This is a genomic window from Klebsiella sp. A-Nf5, from assembly GCF_002810545.1.
Classification (GTDB): domain Bacteria; phylum Pseudomonadota; class Gammaproteobacteria; order Enterobacterales; family Enterobacteriaceae; genus Klebsiella; species Klebsiella variicola.
On the sequence record NZ_PIOG01000272.1, the window covers coordinates 1 to 19340 of the forward strand.

A 19340-nucleotide genomic window follows, 5' to 3' on the forward strand; every position below is an offset into this window, starting at 1 on the left:
GCTTTAGCGCTCTGTCGCGAGGTGGCGTATATTACGCTTTCCTCTTTCAGAGTCAACCCTGAATTTCAGGATTTTTCTCTTCAACCGAACCGGCTGTTTGTGTGAAGTGATTCACATCTGCCGTGTCAGTGGGAGCGCATTATAGGGAGTTCGCCGGAAGTAGCAAGCGTTAAAATAGAAAAATCTTATCGACCGCTCATTATTTGAACTTTTCGCTTATTCATCTTCTTACCATTCAAGGCGCCATCCCAGTGTTCATGCGGCCTGCAGCACCGTTTACGCTAAGATCGTTTTTTGGCAAAAATGTGATTTTTCTCTCTTACCCAACGCCATTATCGCGCCGATGGTGAATTAAGCACCACTCTTGACCCACGACAAAGCGCCCACCAGGCCCCCGTTTCTATAATCAGGCCCGTTTCTTCTTACTGGTAATAATCGATGGCTTATCAACTCAACATTAACTGGCCCGAGTTTTTAGAGAAGTACTGGCAAAAACAGCCGGTGGTATTAAAAAACGCGTTTCCGGACTTCGTCGACCCGATTACCCCGGACGAGCTGGCCGGATTAGCCATGGAGCCGGAAGTAGACAGCCGACTGGTCAGCCTGACCAACGGCAAATGGCAGGCCAGCAATGGTCCTTTTGAACATTTTGACGGGCTGGGCGAAACCGGCTGGTCGCTGCTGGCCCAGGCGGTAAACCACTGGCATATGCCCGCCGCCGAGCTGGTGCGCCCGTTCCGCGTACTGCCGGACTGGCGTCTGGACGACCTGATGATCTCCTTCTCCGTCCCCGGCGGCGGCGTCGGCCCGCATATCGATCAGTATGACGTCTTTATTATTCAGGGCATGGGCAGCCGCCGCTGGCGCGTGGGCGATAAGCTGCCGATGCGTCAGTTCTGCCCGCATCCGGCACTGCTGCACGTCGATCCGTTCCCGCCGATCATTGATGAAGATCTGCAGCCGGGCGATATCCTCTATATTCCACCAGGATTCCCGCACGATGGCGTGACCCACGAAACCGCGCTGAACTACTCCGTCGGCTTCCGCGGGCCAAACGGTCGCGACCTGATCAGCAACTTCGCCGACTATGTGCTGGAGAACGATCTTGGCGGCGAACACTACAGCGATCCGGACCTCACCTGCCGCGAGCATCCGGGCCGGGTTGAGGAGTATGAACTCGAACGTCTGCGCACCATGATGATCGACATGATTCGCCAGCCGGAAGACTTCAAGCAGTGGTTCGGCAGTTTCGTGACCACCCCGCGTCACGAGCTGGATATTGCGCCGGCGGAACCACCGTATGAAGAAGAGGAAGTGGTCGATGCGCTGCTGGGTGGCGAAAAGCTTTCTCGTCTGAGCGGCCTGCGCGTTCTGCATATCGGCGACAGCTTCTTCGTGCATAGCGAACAGCTGGACACCACCGATGCCGAAGCGCTGGATGCGCTGTGCCGCTATACCTCATTAGGTCAGGAAGAGCTCGGCAGCGGCCTGCAGAATCCGGCGTTCGTGAGTGAACTGACGCGGCTGATTAATCAGGGCTACTGGTACTTCGAAGAGTAAGAGAGCGGCAATACTGCGGGCGGCCACCTGGCGCTGCCCGCTGGCTTTCAGCCGTTATTACGCATATTTCGGCAACACCACAATAAACCGCGTCGAACGCCGATCGGACTGCACCGCCACGCTGCCGTCGTGGGCGCTGATAATCGATTTCACAATCGCCAGGCCGATACCGCTGCCCTCGCCTTTGCGCTGGCGCGAGGGGTCGACGCGATAGAAACGGTCAAACAGGCGCGGCAGATGCTCGGCGGCAATCGGCGTGCCTGGGTTCTCCACCACCAGACGGATCGTCTCGGCGCTTTCGCTCAACTGGATGGTCACCGCCTGGCCGGCCGGCGTGTAGCGGATCGCATTCGACAGCAGGTTGCTGATTGCCCGCCGCAGCATCAGCGGATCGCCCGTCACCCGGCAGTGGCTACCGACAAAGCGCAGCGCCACCGCTTTCTCTTCCGCCCACGCCTCGAAAAACTCAAACACCTTATGCACTTCCTCGGCCAGATCCAGCGCCCGCTGTTCGGGGATCAGCTGGTTATTATCCGCCTGGGCGAGGAACAGCATATCGCTGACCATCCGTGACATCCGCGAGAACTCTTCAAGATTGGAATAGAGCACCTCTTCCAGTTCCTGCTGGCTGCGGCTCTGGCTTAAAGCGATTTCGGTTTGCGTCACCAGGTTGGTAATCGGCGTGCGGATTTCATGGGCGATATCGGCAGAGAAGTTGGACTGGCGGGTAAAGACATCCTCTATGCGCTCCAGCATATGGTTAAACGACAGCGCCAGCCGCTCCAGCTCGATAGGCACGGCCTGCGGGTCGAGGCGCACGTCGAGATCCCGCGAGGTAATATTCTGGATCTGGCGGCTTATCTGGCGGATGGGCTTATGCCCCTGATAGACCACAAACAGCACGATGGCGATAATCAGCAAGCTGATTATCGTCGCCGCGGAAATCAGCTTCGCTTTCAGCTCATTAATATAGTGCAGGTGAAAATCGATGGATAAGGCCATCAGCAGGTGGTACGCCGGTTTGCCGTCCGCCTGCTTGCCCAGCGGCAGCATGATCAGCCGCCAGGAGCGGGTCTCCATTGGATGATTATCATGAACCATCTTCCGCGGCTGCGGGTCAGTCCATGAAATCACATTCCCGTCGCGCAGCTGCATCGCCAGCCCCGGCGTACTCAGCATATGGCTGAGATCCGGCCCGTCGGGCGACTGAAACAAAATATTGCCCTGGCCGTCGTCCAGACAGATAAAGACGTTGGCGTAACCCGCAATGATATTCCTCACGATCTCCAGCCGCCGCACCTGCGGGTAGTCGGCGTGGTTGAGCACCGTCTCCAGCGTGGTGCTGAGCTGCCTGAGATCGTGCACGTCGCGCTCTTCAAAGTGGGCCTTCACCGAATGGATCATGATCCAGGTGAAAGCAAAGAAGGCAATGATGGTGGCGAGGCTAATAAAGAAGGTCAGCCGGGTGGCCAGGGAAAAGGGGCGCTTAGCGGCCATCCGGCACCTCAAGCATATAGCCGACGCCGCGCACGGTCTGGATTAGCTTTGGCTCGAAGTCGTTATCGATTTTGGCGCGCAGCCGCTTCACCGCCACGTCAATGGCGTTAGTGTCGCTGTCGAAATTCATATCCCAGACCTGCGAGGCAATTAACGAACGCGGCAGCACCTCGCCCTGATGGCGCAGGAAGAACTCCAGCAGAGTGAATTCCTTACTGGTCAGGGTGATGCGCGTCGCGCCGCGCGTCACCTTGCGGCTGACCAAATCGACGCTGAGATCCGCCGCCTGAAACTGGCTTTCGACGATGACCGCCGCTCCACGGCGCAGCAGGGTACGCACTCGCGCCAGCAGCTCCGCAAAAGCAAATGGCTTCACCAGATAGTCGTCGGCGCCCAGCTCCAGCCCCTTCACCCGATGCTCAATAGTGCCAAGCGCGGTGAGCAGCAGGATCGGCATGCCTTTATTGGCGGCGCGCAGCATGCGCACGATATCCCAGCCGTTGACGTCTGGCAGCATGATGTCGAGGATCAGCAGATCGTAGTCGCTGGTCATCGCCAGGTGATAGCCGTTGAGGCCGTTATCGGCCAGGTCGACGACGAATCCAGCTTCGGTGAGCCCTTTGGTCAGGTACTCCCCGGTTTTCTTCTCATCTTCGACAATCAGAATCTTCACGGCAGGCTCCTTCACGTGCGCTTCGTGCGGGTATTCAATTTTAGAGGAGCGCCTCCGGATAGCAATGAAATATCAGGAAAATGACAGCTTTGTCATTTTCCTGTCACGCGTTGAACAGAGCCCGCTGCGTAAAGTAGCCGCCATGGATAAATCGCCGAAACCGTCTGCCGCCATGCGCCCAATAAAGCTTCTTACTCTCAGCGTGATATTCGCCTTAACCGGCTGTCTGTCACTTGCTCCGGACTATCAGCGTCCCGCCGCGCCGGTGCCGCAGCAGTTCTCTCTCAGCCAGAACAAGCTGGTTACCGCGACGGCGGGTTACCAGGAGACCGGCTGGCGCACCTTTTTCGTCGACCCGCAGGTGAAAAGCCTGATCGGCACCGCGCTGATAAATAACCGCGATCTACGGATGGCGACGCTGAAAGTGCAGGAAGCCCGAGCGCAATATCGGGTTACCGACGCCGACCGCTACCCGCAATTGAACGGTGACGGCAGCACCACCTATGGCGGCAAGCTTAAAGGCGACACCACCACCAGCAGCGATTATGCCGCCGGTCTGAATCTCAGCTATGACCTCGACTTCTTTGGCCGGTTGAAAAATCTCAGCGAGGCCGACCGGCAGAACTTCTTCGCCAGCGAAGAGGCGCGGCGTGCGGTGCATATCCTGTTGATTGCTAACGTTTCACAAAGCTACTTCAACCAGCGGCTGGCGGCAGCGCAGTTGCAGGTGGCCAACGACACCTTACAGAACTATCAGCAGTCTTACGCCTTCGTTGAAAAACAGCTGCTGACCGGAAGCACCACCGTGCTGGCGCTGGAGCAGGCGCGCGGGATGATCGAGAGCACCCGCGCCGATATCGCCAAACGTCAGGGCCAGCTGGCGCAGGCCAATAACGCCCTGCAGCTGCTGCTCGGCAGCTACCAGCATCTGCCGGATGATAGCGCCAGCAGCGCCATCGATCTGCAAGGCGTCACTCTGCCGCCATCGCTCTCCTCAGCGATCCTGCTGCAGCGGCCGGATATTTTAGAAGCGGAGCACAGCCTGCGGGCGGCCAACGCCAACATCGGCGCCGCGCGGGCGGCCTTCTTCCCGTCGATCACCCTGACCAGCTCGCTCTCCGGCAGCAGCAGCGAACTCTCCAGCCTGTTTAACGCCGGCAGCGCGATGTGGAACTTCATCCCCAAAATCGAGCTGCCGATTTTCAACGCCGGGCGCAACCAGGCCAACCTCGATCTGGCGGAGATCCGCCAGCAGCAGCAGGTGGTCAACTATGAGCAAAAAATTCAGTCCGCCTTTAAAGAGGTGGCCGACGCGCTGGCCCTGCGCCAGAGCCTGGCCGATCAGATTGCCGCGCAGGAGCGTTATCTCGCTTCACTAAATATCACCCTGCAGCGCGCCAGCGCGCTCTATCGCCACGGCGCGGTCAGCTACATCGAAGTCCTGAGCGCCCAGCGCGACATTTTTACCACCCGACAAACCCTGCTGGAACTCAACTATTCCCGTCAGGCAAATGAAATCACCCTGTTCACCGCCCTCGGCGGCGGCTGGATGGAATAACCCAAGGAGTCCCGATCATGAATTCACTCTCTAAAGTCGCCCTGTTCACCCTGTTCTCTGGCGCGGTGTTCGCCGCCCAGGCCGCCGACCCGCATGCCGGCATGGCGATGCACGAACAACCCGCCGCCACGCAGACGCAAAGCATCCGCGGCAAAGGCGTCATTAAAGCTATTGATATGGATAGCAAAAAAATCACCATCGCCCACGAAGCTATCCCGGCGGTGAACTGGCCGCCGATGACCATGCGCTTCACCATCACCCCGCAGACGCAGCTCAACAATGTGAAGAATGGCGACAGCGTGGACTTCACCTTCGTTCAGCAGGGCAACCTGTCGCTGCTGCAGGATATTCGCGCCAACTAATGGCCCGGCGACGGTAAGCCCCTCAACGACTAAATGGACGACACATGGCATCCCTGACACTGAAAAATACGGCGCTGATCCTCGGCAGCATGGTGATTGGCGGCGCGCTTACCGCGGCGCTGTACGCCCGGCTGGCCCCGCCCCACGCTGCCGCTCCGGCGGCCGAGCAGCAGCGTAAAGTGCTGTTCTGGTACGATCCGATGTACCCGAACACCCGCTTCGATAAACCGGGTAAATCGCCGTTTATGGATATGGATCTGGTGCCGAAATACGCCGATGAGGAGAGTACCGCCGCCGGTGCGCCGGGGGTGCGTATCGACCCGACGCAGACCCAGAATCTCGGCGTAAAAACCGCCGCGGTCACCCGCGGGCCGCTGCGCTACGCTCAGACCTTCCCGGCCAACATTAGCTATAACGAGTACCAGTATGTGATTATGCAGGCGCGGGCGGCGGGCTTTATCAATAAAGTCTATCCGCTGACCGTCGGCGACAAAGTGAAACAAGGCGCGCCGCTGCTCGACCTGACCATCCCGGACTGGGTGGAAGCGCAGAGCGAATATCTGTTATTGCAGGAGACCGGCGGCACCGCCACACAGGTTGAGGGGATCCTCGAACGCCTGCGCCTTGCCGGAATGCCGGATGACGATATCCGCCGCCTGAAAGCCACGCGTAAAATCCAGACCCGCTTTACCCTCAAAGCACCGATCGATGGCGTTATTACCGCCTTCGATCTGCGTGCCGGAATGAACATCGCCAAAGATAATGTAGTGGCGAAAATTCAGGGCATGGACCCGGTGTGGGTCAGCGTGGCGGTGCCGGAATCCATCGCCTGGCTGATTAAAGACGCCTCGCAGTTCGCCATTCAGGTTCCCGCCTGGCCGGGCAAAACTTTCAGCATCAGCAAATGGACCCTTCTCCCCAGCGTAGATAGCGCCACCCGCACCCTGCAGCTGCGCCTGCAGGTCAACAACCCGGATGAAGCGCTGAAGCCGGGGATGAATGCCTATCTGCAACTAACCAGTGAAAGCGAACCGATGCTGCTGATCCCCTCCAAAGCGCTGATCGACAGCGGCAGCGAGCAGCGAGTGATTACCGTGGATAATGAGGGCCGCTTCGTGCCGAAACGCGTGCAGGTATTCCATGAATCCGCTGGCGTCACGGCCATTCGCAGCGGGCTGCAGGAGGGTGAGAAAGTCGTCGCCAGCGGCCTGTTCCTGATCGACTCGGAGGCCAATATCGCCGGTGCGCTGGAGCGCATGCGTGCGCAGCCCCTGCCGCCCACGCGCACTGAGGAACGGAACCATGATTGAATGGATTATCCGCCGTTCGGTGGCCAACCGCTTCCTGGTCATGATGGGGGCACTGTTTCTCAGCATCTGGGGCACCTGGACTATCGTCCATACCCCGGTAGACGCCCTGCCGGATCTCTCTGATGTACAGGTGATCGTCAAAACCAGCTATCCGGGGCAGGCGCCACAGATCGTCGAAAATCAGGTCACCTGGCCGCTGACCACCACCATGCTGTCGGTACCCGGCGCCAAAACGGTGCGCGGCTTCTCGCAGTTCGGCGATTCCTACGTATATGTGATATTTGAAGACGGCACCGATCCCTACTGGGCGCGCTCGCGGGTGCTGGAGTATCTCAACCAGGTGCAGGGCAAACTGCCCGCCGGGGTGAGCGCCGAAATGGGCCCGGACGCCACCGGCGTCGGCTGGGTCTTCGAGTACGCGCTGGTCGACCGCAGCGGCAAACACGACCTTGCCGAACTGCGCTCGCTGCAGGACTGGTTCTTAAAATATGAGCTGAAGACCATTCCTAACGTCTCGGAAGTGGCGTCGGTGGGCGGCGTGGTCAAGGAGTACCAGATTGTCGTCGACCCGATGAAGCTGACCCAGTACGGCATCAGCCTCGGCGAAGTGAAATCGGCGCTGGACGCCTCTAACCAGGAGGCGGGCGGATCTTCCGTCGAACTGGCGGAAGCCGAATATATGGTGCGCGCCAGCGGTTATCTGCAGACCCTCGACGACTTCAAAAATATCGTGCTGAAAACCGGTGACAACGGCGTGCCGGTCTATCTCGGCGACGTCGCGCGGGTGCAGATCGGCCCGGAGATGCGCCGCGGTATCGCCGAGCTTAACGGCGAAGGCGAAGTGGCCGGCGGCGTGGTGATCCTGCGCTCCGGCAAGAACGCCCGCGAGGTGATCTCGGCGGTCAAAGCGAAGCTGGCGTCGCTGCAAAGCAGCCTGCCGGAAGGGGTTGAAGTAGTCACCACCTACGACCGCAGCCAGCTTATCGACCGCGCCATCGACAACCTCAGCCACAAGCTGCTGGAAGAGTTTATCGTCGTCGCGCTGGTCTGCGCCCTGTTCCTGTGGCACGTGCGATCGGCGCTGGTGGCGATTATCTCACTGCCGCTCGGCCTGTGCTTCGCCTTTATCATGATGCATTTCCAGGGGCTCAACGCCAACATCATGTCGCTGGGCGGGATCGCCATTGCGGTGGGGGCGATGGTCGATGCCGCCATCGTGATGATTGAGAACGCCCATAAGCGGCTGGAGGAGTGGGAACATCAGCACCCGGGAGAGAAGCTCAGCAACGACACACGCTGGAAAATCATTACCGAGGCCTCGGTGGAGGTCGGCCCGGCGCTGTTTATCAGCCTGCTGATCATCACTCTGTCGTTTATCCCGATTTTCACCCTCGAAGGCCAGGAGGGCAAACTGTTCGGTCCGCTGGCCTTCACCAAAACCTGGTCGATGGCCGGGGCGGCGCTGCTGGCGATCGTGGTGATCCCGATCCTGATGGGCTTCTGGATCCGCGGCAGGATCCCGGCGGAGAGCAGCAACCCGCTGAACCGCTTTTTGATCCGTATTTACCACCCGCTGCTGCTGAAGGTGCTGCACTGGCCGAAGACCACCCTGCTGATCGCGCTCCTGTCGATCCTGACGGTGATTTGGCCGCTTAACCGGGTCGGCGGCGAGTTTCTGCCGCAGATCAACGAGGGCGATCTGCTGTATATGCCGTCAACGCTGCCGGGGATCTCCGCTGCGCAGGCGGCGGATATGCTGCAGAAAACCGATAAGCTGATCATGACGGTGCCGGAAGTGGCCCGGGTGTTCGGCAAAACCGGCAAGGCCGAAACCGCCACCGACTCGGCACCTCTGGAAATGGTAGAGACCACTATTCAGCTTAAGCCCCAGGATCAGTGGCGGCCGGGGATGACCATGGAGAAGATCGTCGAGGAGCTGGATAAAACCGTGCGCCTGCCGGGGCTGGCGAACCTGTGGGTGCCGCCGATCCGCAACCGCATCGACATGCTCTCCACCGGCATTAAGAGCCCGATTGGCATTAAGGTTTCCGGCACTAACCTGGCTGATATCGACGCCATCGCCGAGCAAATTGAAGGGGTGGCGCGCACCGTGCCGGGAGTCACGTCAGCGTTAGCCGAGCGGCTGGTCGGCGGGCGCTACCTCAACATTGATATTCAGCGCGAGAAGGCGGCCCGCTACGGGATGACCGTCGGCGACGTGCAGCTGTTCGTCTCGTCCGCCATCGGCGGCGCGATGGTTGGCGAGACCGTGGAAGGCGTCGAGCGCTACCCGATCAACATCCGCTACCCGCAGAGCTATCGCGACAGCCCGCAGACCCTGCTCCAGCTGCCGATCCTCACCCCGCTGAAGCAACAGATCGTTCTCGGCGACGTGGCTGAGGTGAAAGTGGTCACCGGACCATCGATGCTGAAGACCGAGAACGCCCGCCCGACCAGTTGGATCTACATCGACGCCCGCGACCGCGACATGGTGTCGGTAGTGCACGATCTGCAGCAGGCCATCGGCAAGGAGGTGAAGCTGAAGCCGGGCATTAGCATCTCCTACTCCGGGCAGTTTGAGCTGCTGGAGCGCGCCAATCAGAAGCTGAAGCTGATGGTGCCGATGACGCTGATGATTATCTTCGTGCTGCTGTATCTGGCGTTCCGCCGCGTCGGCGAAGCGCTGCTGATTATCACCAGCGTGCCGTTCGCCCTCGTCGGCGGGATCTGGTTTCTCTACTGGATGGGGTTCCATTTATCGGTAGCCACCGGGACCGGCTTTATCGCCCTGGCCGGGGTGGCGGCGGAGTTTGGCGTGGTGATGCTGATGTACCTGCGCCACGCCATCGAGGCCGAGCCGTCGCTGGAAAATCCGCAGACTTTCAGCGTCGATAAGCTCGACGAGGCGCTGTACCAGGGGGCGGTGCTGCGCGTACGGCCGAAGGCGATGACCGTAGCGGTGATTATCGCCGGCCTGCTGCCGATTTTATGGGGTACCGGCGCCGGGTCGGAAGTGATGAGTCGCATCGCCGCGCCGATGATTGGCGGGATGATCACCGCTCCGCTGCTGTCGCTGTTTATCATTCCGGCGGCATACAAGCTGATGTGGCTGTCCCGGCATCGGAGCAAGCGTAGCGAATAGTCCGCCGCGTTTACGCCGGTCCGGGAAATTGGCTATAGTGGCGCCATTCTTCTGGCCGGCATGAACGTCCCTATGAATCTGAACCTGGTATGTTATTCCCTGCTGCTGCTCACCGCCGTGGGCAGCGCCCTGCTGCCCTACCCGCTGGCGATGTGGTTTTTACTGAGCAGTCTTCTGACATGGCTTATCTATGGCGCCGACAAGCTGGCGGCGCGCAAAGCCTGGCGCCGGGTGCCAGAGACCACGCTGCTGGTGCTGGGCCTGGCGGGAGGCTGGCCGGGGGCCATCCTCGGCCAGCAGTGCTTTCGCCATAAAACGCAAAAGCAGCCCTTCCGGCGGTGGTTTTTCGTCAGCGTGGCGCTGAACGTGGCGGCGCTGGCCGGGCTGTTCGTGGTTTATACCCACCTGCTCAGCCGCTAAGGGGCGAGGCTAGCGCGGCGTCTGGCGGATCCACACCAGGCGATCGACGTCAAAGCCCAGCTCGCGCGCGGTATTCAGGTAATCCTGCTTCACCGCCGCCGGAATGGTGGGGGTGCGCGACAGGATCCACAGATAGTCGCGGTTGGGGCCGCTGACCAGCGCGTACTGGTAGTCGTCGTCCAGGCGGATCACGTTATAGCCGCTGTAGAATGGCCCGAAGAACGACACCTTCAGCGCCGCGGTGGTGGGGGCGCCGGTGAAGTAGGCTTTTCCGTCGCTCTCATTCCAGCGTTTTTTGACCGGGTCATAACCGCGATTGACGACGCTGATCCCTCCGTCGCTGCGGGTGCCGTAGGTGGCGGTCACCTGCTCCAGGCCTCGCTCGAAGCGATTCTCCAGGCGGGCGACCTCATACCATTTTCCGAGGTAACGGCTGGCATCAAACCCGCTAATCGGCTGAACGCCCTTCGGCGGTGTGGGCGATTTGCAGGCCACCAGGGTCAACGCGATAGCGACGCCAGTGACAACAGGCCATAGCTTCATGAGAACTCCTTTCATTTACGCGGTTGGGGGAAAGTGTAGTGCAAAGCCGCTACACTTCACGCCAGCCGCCGTGATTCGTAGTATATTGAGAATATTCTTTGTTAACAGGTGGCCTCCATGCCTTACTCCATCGGCGAATTTGCCCGACTTTGCGGGATAAATGCGACCACGCTTCGCGCCTGGCAGCGCCGCTATGGCCTGCTCAAGCCGCTGCGCACCGATGGTGGTCACCGTCAGTACAGCGATGACGACGTCCAGCAGGCGCTGAAGATCCTCGACTGGGTGAAAAAAGGGGTACCGGTCAGCCAGGTGAAGCCCCTGCTGTCGCGCCCCGGCGCGCGGCGCACCAACAACTGGTTGACGTTGCAGGAGACCATGCTGCAGCGGCTGAAAGAGGGAAAAATCGAGTCCCTGCGCCAGCTGATCTACGACGCCGGGCGCGAATATCCGCGCCAGGAGCTGGTAACCGAAGTGCTGCGTCCGCTGCGCAGCCAGGTCTCCGCCAACGTGCCAGCCATCATGACGCTACGCGAAATCCTCGACGGCATCATCATCGCCTATACCTCGTTTTGCCTTGAAGGCGACAAGAAGGCGCCCGGGGATAACTTTCTGATCACCGGCTGGCACCTGACCGACGCCTGCGAAATCTGGCTTGAGGCGCTCAAACGTACCGGCCAGGGTCATCGCATCGACGTCCTGCCGGTGCCTCCCGCCGCCCTGGCGCCGGAGATTTTCCCGGAGCGCAACTGGCTGCTGGTCACCAGCGGCAAACTCTCCGCCGCCCGTCAGAGGCAGGTCGAACTCTGGCAGCAGCAGGTCGTCTCCCTCGAGGTAATTCCGCTCTAACCCCCTGTTTTAACTTACCCCCACTCTCTGTTCCGCCAGCGCCCGGTGGCGCGGCGGGCTCACGCTTGCCCTTCGCACCACCCGAGATTTTCACCCCTTAAAACACCAATCATAACAACATGATTTTTAACAAAAATAAAATATATTCCTCTACAAACTTGGACAAATAATTTTATTTGTGTAAGTTTTAAGTATGCCTTAACGCCACCGTATCTAGCCAGGATGTGATCCATGAGTACCTCGCCGTCCGTGATTCGTCGTTTCGTTGAGTACTACGCCGGGCTGGATGCGCAGCCGCCCGCGGCGCTGGCCGCGCTGTACCATCCGGACGCGACGCTGAGCGATCCTTTTGGTCAGCATCAGGGGCTGTTCGCCATCCAGCGCTACTTTACCCATCTGCTGGCCAACGTGGAGCAGTGCCGGTTCACCATCGACACGCCGCTTTGCGACGGCCAGCGGTTCGCCGTGACCTGGACCATGCACTGGTCGCATCCGCGCATTGCCGGTGGAGAAACCCTGGCCCTGCCGGGTTGCTCGGTGGTGGACATCGCCGGGGAGCAGATCCTCCACCAGCGCGACTACTACGACGCCGGGGAGATGATCTACGAGCATCTTCCTCTACTAGGCTGGGCGGTGCGCGGCGTGAAGCGGAGGGTGCGCTCATGATGACGGTGCTTATCACCGGCGCCAGCTCCGGGATCGGTGCCGGTCTGGCGAAATCCTTCGCGGCGGATGGCCATCTGGTTATCGCCTGCGGGCGAGATGCTTCGCGCCTGTCGGCGCTCCAGCAGTTCAGCCCCAACATCAGCGGGCGCCTGTTCGATATGACAGACAGGGACGCCTGTCGCCAGGCGCTGACGGGCTGTTTTGCTGACCTGATCATTCTCTGCGCCGGCACCTGCGAATACCTCGACCACGGGCATGTGGATGCCGCCCTCGTGGAGCGGGTGATGGCCACCAACTTCCTCGGGCCGGTGAACTGCCTGGCGGCGCTGCAGACACAGCTGGAGGCAGGCGATCGGGTGGTGCTGGTCAGCTCCATGGCGCACTGGCTGCCCTTCCCGCGCGCGGAAGCCTATGGCGCCTCCAAGGCGGCGCTGACCTGGTTTGCCAACAGTCTTCGTCTGGACTGGGAGCCCAAAGGGGTCGCCGTCACGGTGGTCTCTCCGGGCTTCGTCGACACCCCGCTGACGCGTAAAAACGACTTCGCCATGCCCGGCCGGGTGAGCGTGGATCGGGCGGTGGCGGCGATCCGCCATGGCCTGGCGAAGGGCAAAAACCACATCGCCTTCCCCACCGGTTTCAGCCTGGCCCTGCAACTGCTGGCCAGCCTGCCATCGGGTATCCAGCGCCTGCTGTTGCGCAGGATGGTGCGCTCATGAACATCGCCATCATCGGCAGCGGCATCGCCGGGCTGACCTGCGCCTGGCGGCTGGCCGGACACCATCAGGTGACGCTGTTCGAAGCGGGCGCCACGCCGGGCGGCCACACCGCCACCGTGGATGTCGCCACGCCGCAGGGTACCTGGGCCATCGATACCGGATTTATCGTCTACAACGATCGCACCTATCCGCGCTTTATGGGCCTGCTCAGCGAGCTGGGGATCGACGGGCAAAAAACGCAGATGAGCTTCTCGGTTCACAACCCGACCAGCGGCCTGGAGTACAACGGTCACAGCCTGACCTCGCTTTTCGCCCAGCGGCGCAATCTGCTGAAGCCGGCCTTCTGGGGGCTGCTGAGCGAGATCGTCCGCTTTAACCGGCTGGCGAAACTGGCGCTGACCGAGGCGCTGGATCCGGGGGCGACGCTGGAGAGCTTCCTCGCCCGCCACCGCTTCAGCCCCTTCTTCGCCCGCCACTATATTCTGCCGATGGGGGCGGCCATCTGGTCATCGTCGCTGCAGGAGATGCGTCGCTTCCCGCTGCCGCTGTTTTTGCGCTTCTTTGAACACCACGGCCTGCTGGATATTCGCGATCGCCCGCAGTGGTACGTGGTGCCCGGCGGTTCCCGGGAGTACGTTCGCGCCCTGCTCGCCAGGCTCGGCGATCGTCTGGATCTGCGGCTCAACGCGCCGGTACAGCAGGTGGACCGTCACCCGACGGGGGTCACCCTGCGGCTGGCGTCCGGGGAGGCGCATTTTGACCAGGTGATCTTCGCCTGCCACTCCGCGCAGGCCCTGGCGATGCTGGCGGCGCCCACCGATTCCGAACGAGAAGTCCTCGGGGACATCGGCTGGCAGCGCAACGAGGTGGTGCTGCACAGCGATCCGCGCTGGCTGCCGGAGCGCCAGCGCGCCTGGGCCAGCTGGAACTATCGCCTGAGCGACGGGGATCGGGCCCGGGCCTGCGTCACCTACAACATGAATATTCTCCAGGGGCTGCCCGCAGACGCGCCGCTGTTCTGCGTCACCCTGAACCCGGACGCGCCGGTGGACGATCGCTATGTCTGGCAGCGCTTCGTCTATGAGCATCCGCTGTTTAACCCGCAAAGCTGGTCGGCCCAGCTGCGGCGCGAAGAGATTAACGGCCAGCAGCGGAGCTGGTACTGCGGGGCCTACTGGTACAACGGTTTTCATGAGGACGGGGTGCGCAGCGCGCTCGACGTGGTGCAGGGCATCGCCGCGGCGGAGGGCAACTGAGATGAACAGTTGCCTCTATCAGGGCGTCCTGCGCCACCGTCGCCTGCAGCCGAAGGCGCACCACTTCGTCTACCGCCTGTTTATGGCCTGGCTCGACCTCGACGAACTGGACAAGCTGCCTGAGGCGGGTATCCGCCGCAACCGCCTGGCCGCCGCCGCCTGGTACGACGCCGATTATCCGCTGGGCGCGCCGCTGAAGGCCCAGGTGCTGAACCGGCTGGAGAGCCTGACCGGCTGCCGTCCGGAGGGCCGCGTGATGCTCCTGACCCAGCTGCGCTACTTCGGCTTCCATTTTAATCCGGTCAACTTTTACTACTGCTATGACGAGGCCGACACCCTGCGCTGGGTGCTGGCCGAAGTGCGAAACACGCCGTGGAATGAGCGTCATTACTACGCGGTGGACGGCCAGCAGGCGCGCCCGCTGGAGAAAGCCTTTCACGTTTCGCCGTTTAACCCGATGGACATGGTCTATCACTGGCGCTTCAACGCGCCCGGCAAAACGCTGCACATGCATATTGAAAACCATCAGGCCAGTAAGGTGTTCGACGCCACGCTGGCCCTGAGCCGCTTGCCGTTGACCCGCGCCAACCTGCGCGGGCTGCTGCTGCGTCTGCCGCTGATGACCCTGAAAACCGTCCTCGCCATCTACTGGCAGGCGCTGCGGCTGTGGCTGAAGCGCGTGCCGCTGTACAACCATCCTGTCAGCAGGAGTGAACGCTCATGACCGATCCCGTCTTTGCGCTTGAACCCGATGTGCCGCGCAACGTGCGGCTCGCGCGCTGGCTGCTCTTTCGTCTGTTGAGCGGCCTCCGCGAAGGCTCGCTCACCGTGCGCGAAGGGGCGCAGACTTTTCATTTTGGCGACCCCGCCGCCGCGCTGCGCGCCGAGGCGCGGGTCTGCACGCCGGAGGTGTACTGGCGTCTGCTGACCGGCGGCAGCCTGGCGGCGGCCGAGGCCTGGATGGACGGCGACTGGGAGAGCCACCAGCTGACGGCACTGCTGCAGATCCTCGCGCGCAACGGCGAGGTGCTGGGGCGTCTGGAGCGCGGCTTTCGTCTGCTGGGCAAGCCCGTTGCCCGCCTGCACCACTGGACCCGCCGCAACACCCGCGCCCAGGCGCGGGAGAACATCGCCGCCCATTACGACCTCGGCAACGAATTTTATGCCCACTTTCTGGATGACGACCTGCTCTACTCCAGCGCGTTGTTTACCGATGACCAACAGGATCTGACCCAGGCCCAGCGGGCCAAGATGGCGCGTCTGTGCGACCAGCTGGCGCTCACTCCCGGCGATCATCTGCTGGAGATTGGCACCGGTTGGGGCGCGCTGGCCGAGTACGCCGCCCGCCATTACGGCTGCCGGGTCACCACCACCACCCTTTCCCGGGAGCAGCACCGCTGGGCTACCGAGCGCATGGCCCGCGCCGGGCTGCAGGATCGCGTCGAGGTGCTGCTCTGCGACTACCGCGATCTGCGCGGCGAGTACGACAAACTGGTGTCGGTGGAGATGATTGAGGCGGTGGGCCAGCGCTACCTGCCGGCCTTCTTCCGCACCTGCCAGGCGCGCCTGCGCCCGGGCGGCAGAATGGCCCTGCAGGCGATCACCATCCAGGATCAGCGCTATCGCGACTACAGCAAAAGCGTCGATTTTATCCAGCGCTACATCTTCCCCGGCGGCTTTTTGCCCAGCATCACCGCAATGAGCGAGCTGATGACCCGCCATACCGATTTTGTGGTGCGCAACCTGTTCGACATGGGCCCGGACTACGCCCGCACCCTGGCGCACTGGCGGCAGCGTTTTACCCACGCCTGGCAGGATATTGAAAAGCTCGGCTTTGATGAACGCTTCCGCCGGATGTGGCTCTACTACTTCGGCTACTGCGAAGCCGGATTTAACGCCCGCACCATCAGCGTGGTGCAGCTCACCGCGGAGCGGGTATGACACGCCCGGCGCAGCACCTGCTGATGGCCCTCGCGTTCGATGTTTACTGGACGCTGGTGGTGATGTTGCGCGAGCGCGGCCTGCTGATCTGGCTGACGCTGGCGATCTTCGCCTGGCTGCGGTTGCCGGCGGCCAGTCGTCCGCCCGCCCTGCTGTTGGCCACGGCGGGCTGCGGCCTGGATGCCTGCTGGGCGCTGGCGGGGCTGATCGATTTTCGCGGCGACAGCCTGCTGCCCCTGTGGATGGTGGCCCTGTGGCTGATGTTCGCCGTCGTCTGGACCCGACTGACCCGCACCACGACGCTTCCCGGCTGGGTGCTGGCCACGGTGGCGACCCTCGGCGGCCCGGTGGCCTACCTGATCGGCGCTCGCCTTGGAGCCATGACCCTGCTGGTGCCGATGGCGCTTGCCGTGGCCGCCATGGCCTGCGGCTGGCTGGTGCTCATGCTGTTATTCCATCTGGGGATGGGGAGGCGAAAATGAGATTCGCCCTGTTACTGCTGTGGCTGACCACCCTTGCCCCGGCGGCCCACGCCGCCGACTGGCTGACGTGGCGTCGCGTCGGCGAGGCGACCCTCACCTGGGGGCCATTCACCGTCTATCACTCGCAGCTGCGCACGCCCAATGGCCGGTATGACGGCCCGCAACAGGATCGGGCGCTGATCATCACCTACCGGCGCGACATCGATCGCGACGCGCTGGTGGACGCCACCCGCGACCAGTGGCAGGCGCAGGGCATTCTGCAGCAGGAGCCGCGCAGCGAAGCCTGGCTGCGCATGCTGCAGGGGATCTGGCCGGACGTCGCGCCGGGCAGCCAGCTGGCGTTCGTGGTCAGCGGCGGCGAGGGGCAGTTCTGGTACCGCGCCAGCGCCGCGCAGACCGCCTTTACCCCGCTCGGCCCGCGCCAGTCGGCGGCGTTCAGCACCCGCTTTCTCGCCATCTGGCTCGATCCGCGCACCACTTATCCCGAACTGCGTCAGCAGTTGATCGGAGGTACACCATGAAACGCATTCTGACCCTTGGCCTGGCGCTGCTGATGCTGATCCTCGCTGGCTGCAGCACCGAGGTCACGGAGTACCGGCAGCAGCAGCCCGCCCTCGACATCTTTCACTATTTTCAGGGGCGAACCGAGGCGTGGGGGATGGTGCAGGATCGCAGCGGCAAGCAGCTGCGCCGCTTCCATGTAGCGATCGATGGCGACGTCGTCGGCGACACCCTGACGCTCCATGAGCGCTTTGTCTATGACGATGGCGAGAAGCAGCAGCGGGTGTGGCGCATTCGCCGCACCGGCGATAACCGTTACCAGGGCACCGCCGGGGACATCGAAGGCGTGGCCAGCGGCCAGGCGGCAGGCAATGCCTTTCACTGGCGCTACAGCATGAACGTCGAGGCCAGCGGCAGCCGGTGGCTGCTGCACTTTGACGACTGGATGTTCCTGCAGGACGGCAGCCATTTGTTTAACAAAACCGAGATGAAGAAATTCGGCATTACGGTCGCCACCGTGACCCTTTTCTTTACCCGAACCACAGCAGAAGAGAGGACAGCGCCATGAACACGCAACCTGTCATTGGGATCAGCGGATGTTTAACCGGCTCAGCCGTGCGATTCGACGGCGGGCATAAGCGTATGGGCTTTGTGATGGATGAGCTCGCGCAGTGGGTGGCGTTTAAACCCGTCTGCCCGGAGATGGCGATCGGCCTGCCCGTTCCCCGCCCGGCGCTCCGCCTGGTGCAGACCCCGGTCGGGGAGATCCGCATGCGCTTCAGCCACGCCCCACACGAGGATGTGACGGAGAAGATGGCTGATTTCGCCAGAGCCCACCTGGCAACCCTGGGCGAACTGTCAGGCTTTATCGTCTGCGCCAAATCGCCGAGCTGCGGGATGGAGCGCGTGCGGCTGTATGACGAAAAAGGCAATCGCGGACGTAAGGAAGGCGTGGGGCTGTTTACCGGCGCCCTGATGGCGCGCTACCCGTGGCTGCCGGTGGAAGAGGATGGCCGGCTGCACGATCCGCTGCTGCGGGAAAATTTTGTCGAGCGCGTTTTCGCCCTGCATGAACTCAACGACCTGCGCGCCCGCGGCCTGAGCCGTCACGGCCTGCTGGCCTTTCACAGCCGCTACAAGCTGCAGCTGCTGGCTCACCACCAGGCGGGCTACCGGGAGATCGGCCCGTTCGTCGCCTCGCTGCATGAATGGGAGGATCTGGAGGCTTTCTTCGAGGTCTACCGCGAGAAGCTGATGGCGATCCTCAAGCAGCCCGCCTCGCGGAAAAACCACACCAACGTGCTGATGCATATTCAGGGTTATTTCCGCGACCAGCTGAACAGCCGCCAGCGCGGCGAGCTGCGGGAGGTGATCCTCAACTATCGCGCCGGGCTGCTGCCGATCCTCGCACCGCTGACGCTGCTTAAGCACTATCTGGCCGAGTATCCGGATCGCTACCTGCAGGCGCAGAACTATTTTGACCCCTACCCGCAGGATCTGGCCCTGCGCCTGACGGTGAATTGAGGGGGACCAGGGCCAGCTGCCCGGCGGCGCTGTTGCTTGCCGGTCCTGGGGGGAAGGAGGTTTTCTGTAGGCCGGATAAGGCATTGATGCCGCCATCCGGCACTACCGCGGGTACGGCGCCTGACCGCCCGGCGGCGCTGCGCTTGCCGGGCCTACGGGGAAGGAGGTTTTCTGTAGGCCGGATAAAGCATTTATGCCGCCATCCGGCACTACCGCGGGTACGGCACCTGACCGCCCGGCGGCGCTGTTGCTTGCCGGTCCTGGGGGGAAGGAGGTTTTCTGTAGGCCGGATAAGGCATTTATGCCGCCATCCGGCACTACCGCGGGTACGGCGCCTGACCGC

The 19340-nt window shown here is 61.9% G+C and carries 19 protein-coding genes; 16 read left to right on the forward strand and 3 right to left on the reverse strand.

Annotated features, from left to right (window positions below):
- Nucleotides 1-438: 438 nt before the first annotated feature.
- On the forward strand, nucleotides 439-1560 hold the full coding sequence (locus CWM53_RS27820; RefSeq protein WP_100730545.1) for a cupin domain-containing protein: 1122 nt from the start codon (nucleotides 439-441) through the stop codon (nucleotides 1558-1560).
- Between the two features lie 57 nt (nucleotides 1561-1617).
- Here CWM53_RS27820 and CWM53_RS27825 read toward each other — a convergent pair whose 3' ends face one another.
- The gene (locus tag CWM53_RS27825) at nucleotides 1618-3057 is read right to left on the reverse strand and encodes a Cu(+)/Ag(+) sensor histidine kinase (RefSeq protein WP_100730544.1); all 1440 of its coding nucleotides are present in this window, start codon (nucleotides 3055-3057) and stop codon (nucleotides 1618-1620) included.
- Nucleotides 3047-3730, reverse strand: coding sequence for a copper response regulator transcription factor CusR (gene cusR / locus CWM53_RS27830; RefSeq protein WP_008807068.1), 684 nt, complete (start codon nucleotides 3728-3730; stop codon nucleotides 3047-3049). The genes CWM53_RS27825 and cusR overlap by 11 nt, the downstream gene beginning before the upstream one ends.
- Before the next feature lie 172 nt (nucleotides 3731-3902).
- Between cusR and CWM53_RS27835 the strand changes: the two genes are divergently transcribed.
- The 5 genes from CWM53_RS27835 (at nucleotide 3903) to CWM53_RS27855 (ending at nucleotide 10522) form a co-directional block, all read left to right on the forward strand.
- Nucleotides 3903-5288, forward strand: a complete 1386-nt coding sequence (locus CWM53_RS27835; RefSeq protein WP_100730546.1) for an efflux transporter outer membrane subunit — start codon at nucleotides 3903-3905, stop codon at nucleotides 5286-5288.
- Between the two features lie 17 nt (nucleotides 5289-5305).
- Nucleotides 5306-5650 carry a cation efflux system protein CusF gene (gene cusF / locus CWM53_RS27840; protein WP_100730543.1) on the forward strand — a complete coding sequence of 115 codons (345 nt, stop codon included), beginning with the start codon at nucleotides 5306-5308 and terminating at the stop codon, nucleotides 5648-5650.
- Nucleotides 5651-5694: 44 nt separating this feature from the next.
- Complete coding sequence (locus CWM53_RS27845; RefSeq protein WP_100730542.1) at nucleotides 5695-6960, forward strand: efflux RND transporter periplasmic adaptor subunit; 1266 nt, start codon at nucleotides 5695-5697, stop codon at nucleotides 6958-6960.
- The gene (locus CWM53_RS27850) at nucleotides 6953-10102 is read left to right on the forward strand and encodes a CusA/CzcA family heavy metal efflux RND transporter (RefSeq protein ID WP_100730541.1); all 3150 of its coding nucleotides are present in this window, start codon (nucleotides 6953-6955) and stop codon (nucleotides 10100-10102) included. The genes CWM53_RS27845 and CWM53_RS27850 overlap by 8 nt, the downstream gene beginning before the upstream one ends.
- 72 nt (nucleotides 10103-10174) lie before the next feature.
- Nucleotides 10175-10522 (forward strand): DUF1294 domain-containing protein, encoded by a 348-nt coding sequence (locus CWM53_RS27855; RefSeq protein ID WP_074387200.1) that lies wholly within the window; start codon nucleotides 10175-10177, stop codon nucleotides 10520-10522.
- Between the two features lie 9 nt (nucleotides 10523-10531).
- On the opposite strand, the gene CWM53_RS27860 is transcribed toward CWM53_RS27855, so the two are convergent.
- Complete coding sequence (locus tag CWM53_RS27860) at nucleotides 10532-11065, reverse strand: lipocalin family protein (RefSeq protein ID WP_100730540.1); 534 nt, start codon at nucleotides 11063-11065, stop codon at nucleotides 10532-10534.
- A 117-nt stretch (nucleotides 11066-11182) separates the two neighbouring features.
- Between CWM53_RS27860 and CWM53_RS27865 the strand changes: the two genes are divergently transcribed.
- From CWM53_RS27865 to CWM53_RS27910, 10 genes are all read left to right on the forward strand, one after another.
- Entirely contained in the window at nucleotides 11183-11911 is a 729-nt protein-coding gene (locus tag CWM53_RS27865) for a MerR family transcriptional regulator (RefSeq protein ID WP_061155921.1), read from the forward strand.
- A 231-nt stretch (nucleotides 11912-12142) separates the two neighbouring features.
- Nucleotides 12143-12577 carry a nuclear transport factor 2 family protein gene (locus tag CWM53_RS27870; RefSeq protein ID WP_008807076.1) on the forward strand — a complete coding sequence of 145 codons (435 nt, stop codon included), beginning with the start codon at nucleotides 12143-12145 and terminating at the stop codon, nucleotides 12575-12577.
- Complete coding sequence (locus tag CWM53_RS27875) at nucleotides 12574-13293, forward strand: SDR family NAD(P)-dependent oxidoreductase (RefSeq protein ID WP_100730539.1); 720 nt, start codon at nucleotides 12574-12576, stop codon at nucleotides 13291-13293. Before CWM53_RS27870 ends, CWM53_RS27875 begins: the two co-directional genes overlap by 4 nt.
- Nucleotides 13290-14549, forward strand: a complete 1260-nt coding sequence (locus CWM53_RS27880) for an NAD(P)/FAD-dependent oxidoreductase (RefSeq protein ID WP_044613172.1) — start codon at nucleotides 13290-13292, stop codon at nucleotides 14547-14549. The genes CWM53_RS27875 and CWM53_RS27880 overlap by 4 nt, the downstream gene beginning before the upstream one ends.
- Before the next feature lies 1 nt (nucleotide 14550).
- A complete protein-coding gene (locus tag CWM53_RS27885) occupies nucleotides 14551-15273 on the forward strand; it encodes a DUF1365 domain-containing protein (protein ID WP_074387203.1) in 723 nt (240 codons plus the stop codon).
- Nucleotides 15270-16490, forward strand: a complete 1221-nt coding sequence (locus tag CWM53_RS27890; protein WP_016160201.1) for an SAM-dependent methyltransferase — start codon at nucleotides 15270-15272, stop codon at nucleotides 16488-16490. Before CWM53_RS27885 ends, CWM53_RS27890 begins: the two co-directional genes overlap by 4 nt.
- Complete coding sequence (locus tag CWM53_RS27895) at nucleotides 16487-16972, forward strand: DUF2878 domain-containing protein (RefSeq protein WP_025714115.1); 486 nt, start codon at nucleotides 16487-16489, stop codon at nucleotides 16970-16972. The genes CWM53_RS27890 and CWM53_RS27895 overlap by 4 nt, the downstream gene beginning before the upstream one ends.
- Entirely contained in the window at nucleotides 16969-17493 is a 525-nt protein-coding gene (locus tag CWM53_RS27900; RefSeq protein ID WP_012543011.1) for a hypothetical protein, read from the forward strand. The genes CWM53_RS27895 and CWM53_RS27900 overlap by 4 nt, the downstream gene beginning before the upstream one ends.
- Entirely contained in the window at nucleotides 17490-18041 is a 552-nt protein-coding gene (locus CWM53_RS27905) for a DUF3833 domain-containing protein (protein ID WP_002887163.1), read from the forward strand. The genes CWM53_RS27900 and CWM53_RS27905 overlap by 4 nt, the downstream gene beginning before the upstream one ends.
- On the forward strand, nucleotides 18038-18997 hold the full coding sequence (locus tag CWM53_RS27910; RefSeq protein ID WP_100750903.1) for a YbgA family protein: 960 nt from the start codon (nucleotides 18038-18040) through the stop codon (nucleotides 18995-18997). The genes CWM53_RS27905 and CWM53_RS27910 overlap by 4 nt, the downstream gene beginning before the upstream one ends.
- Nucleotides 18998-19340: the final 343 nt, after the last annotated feature.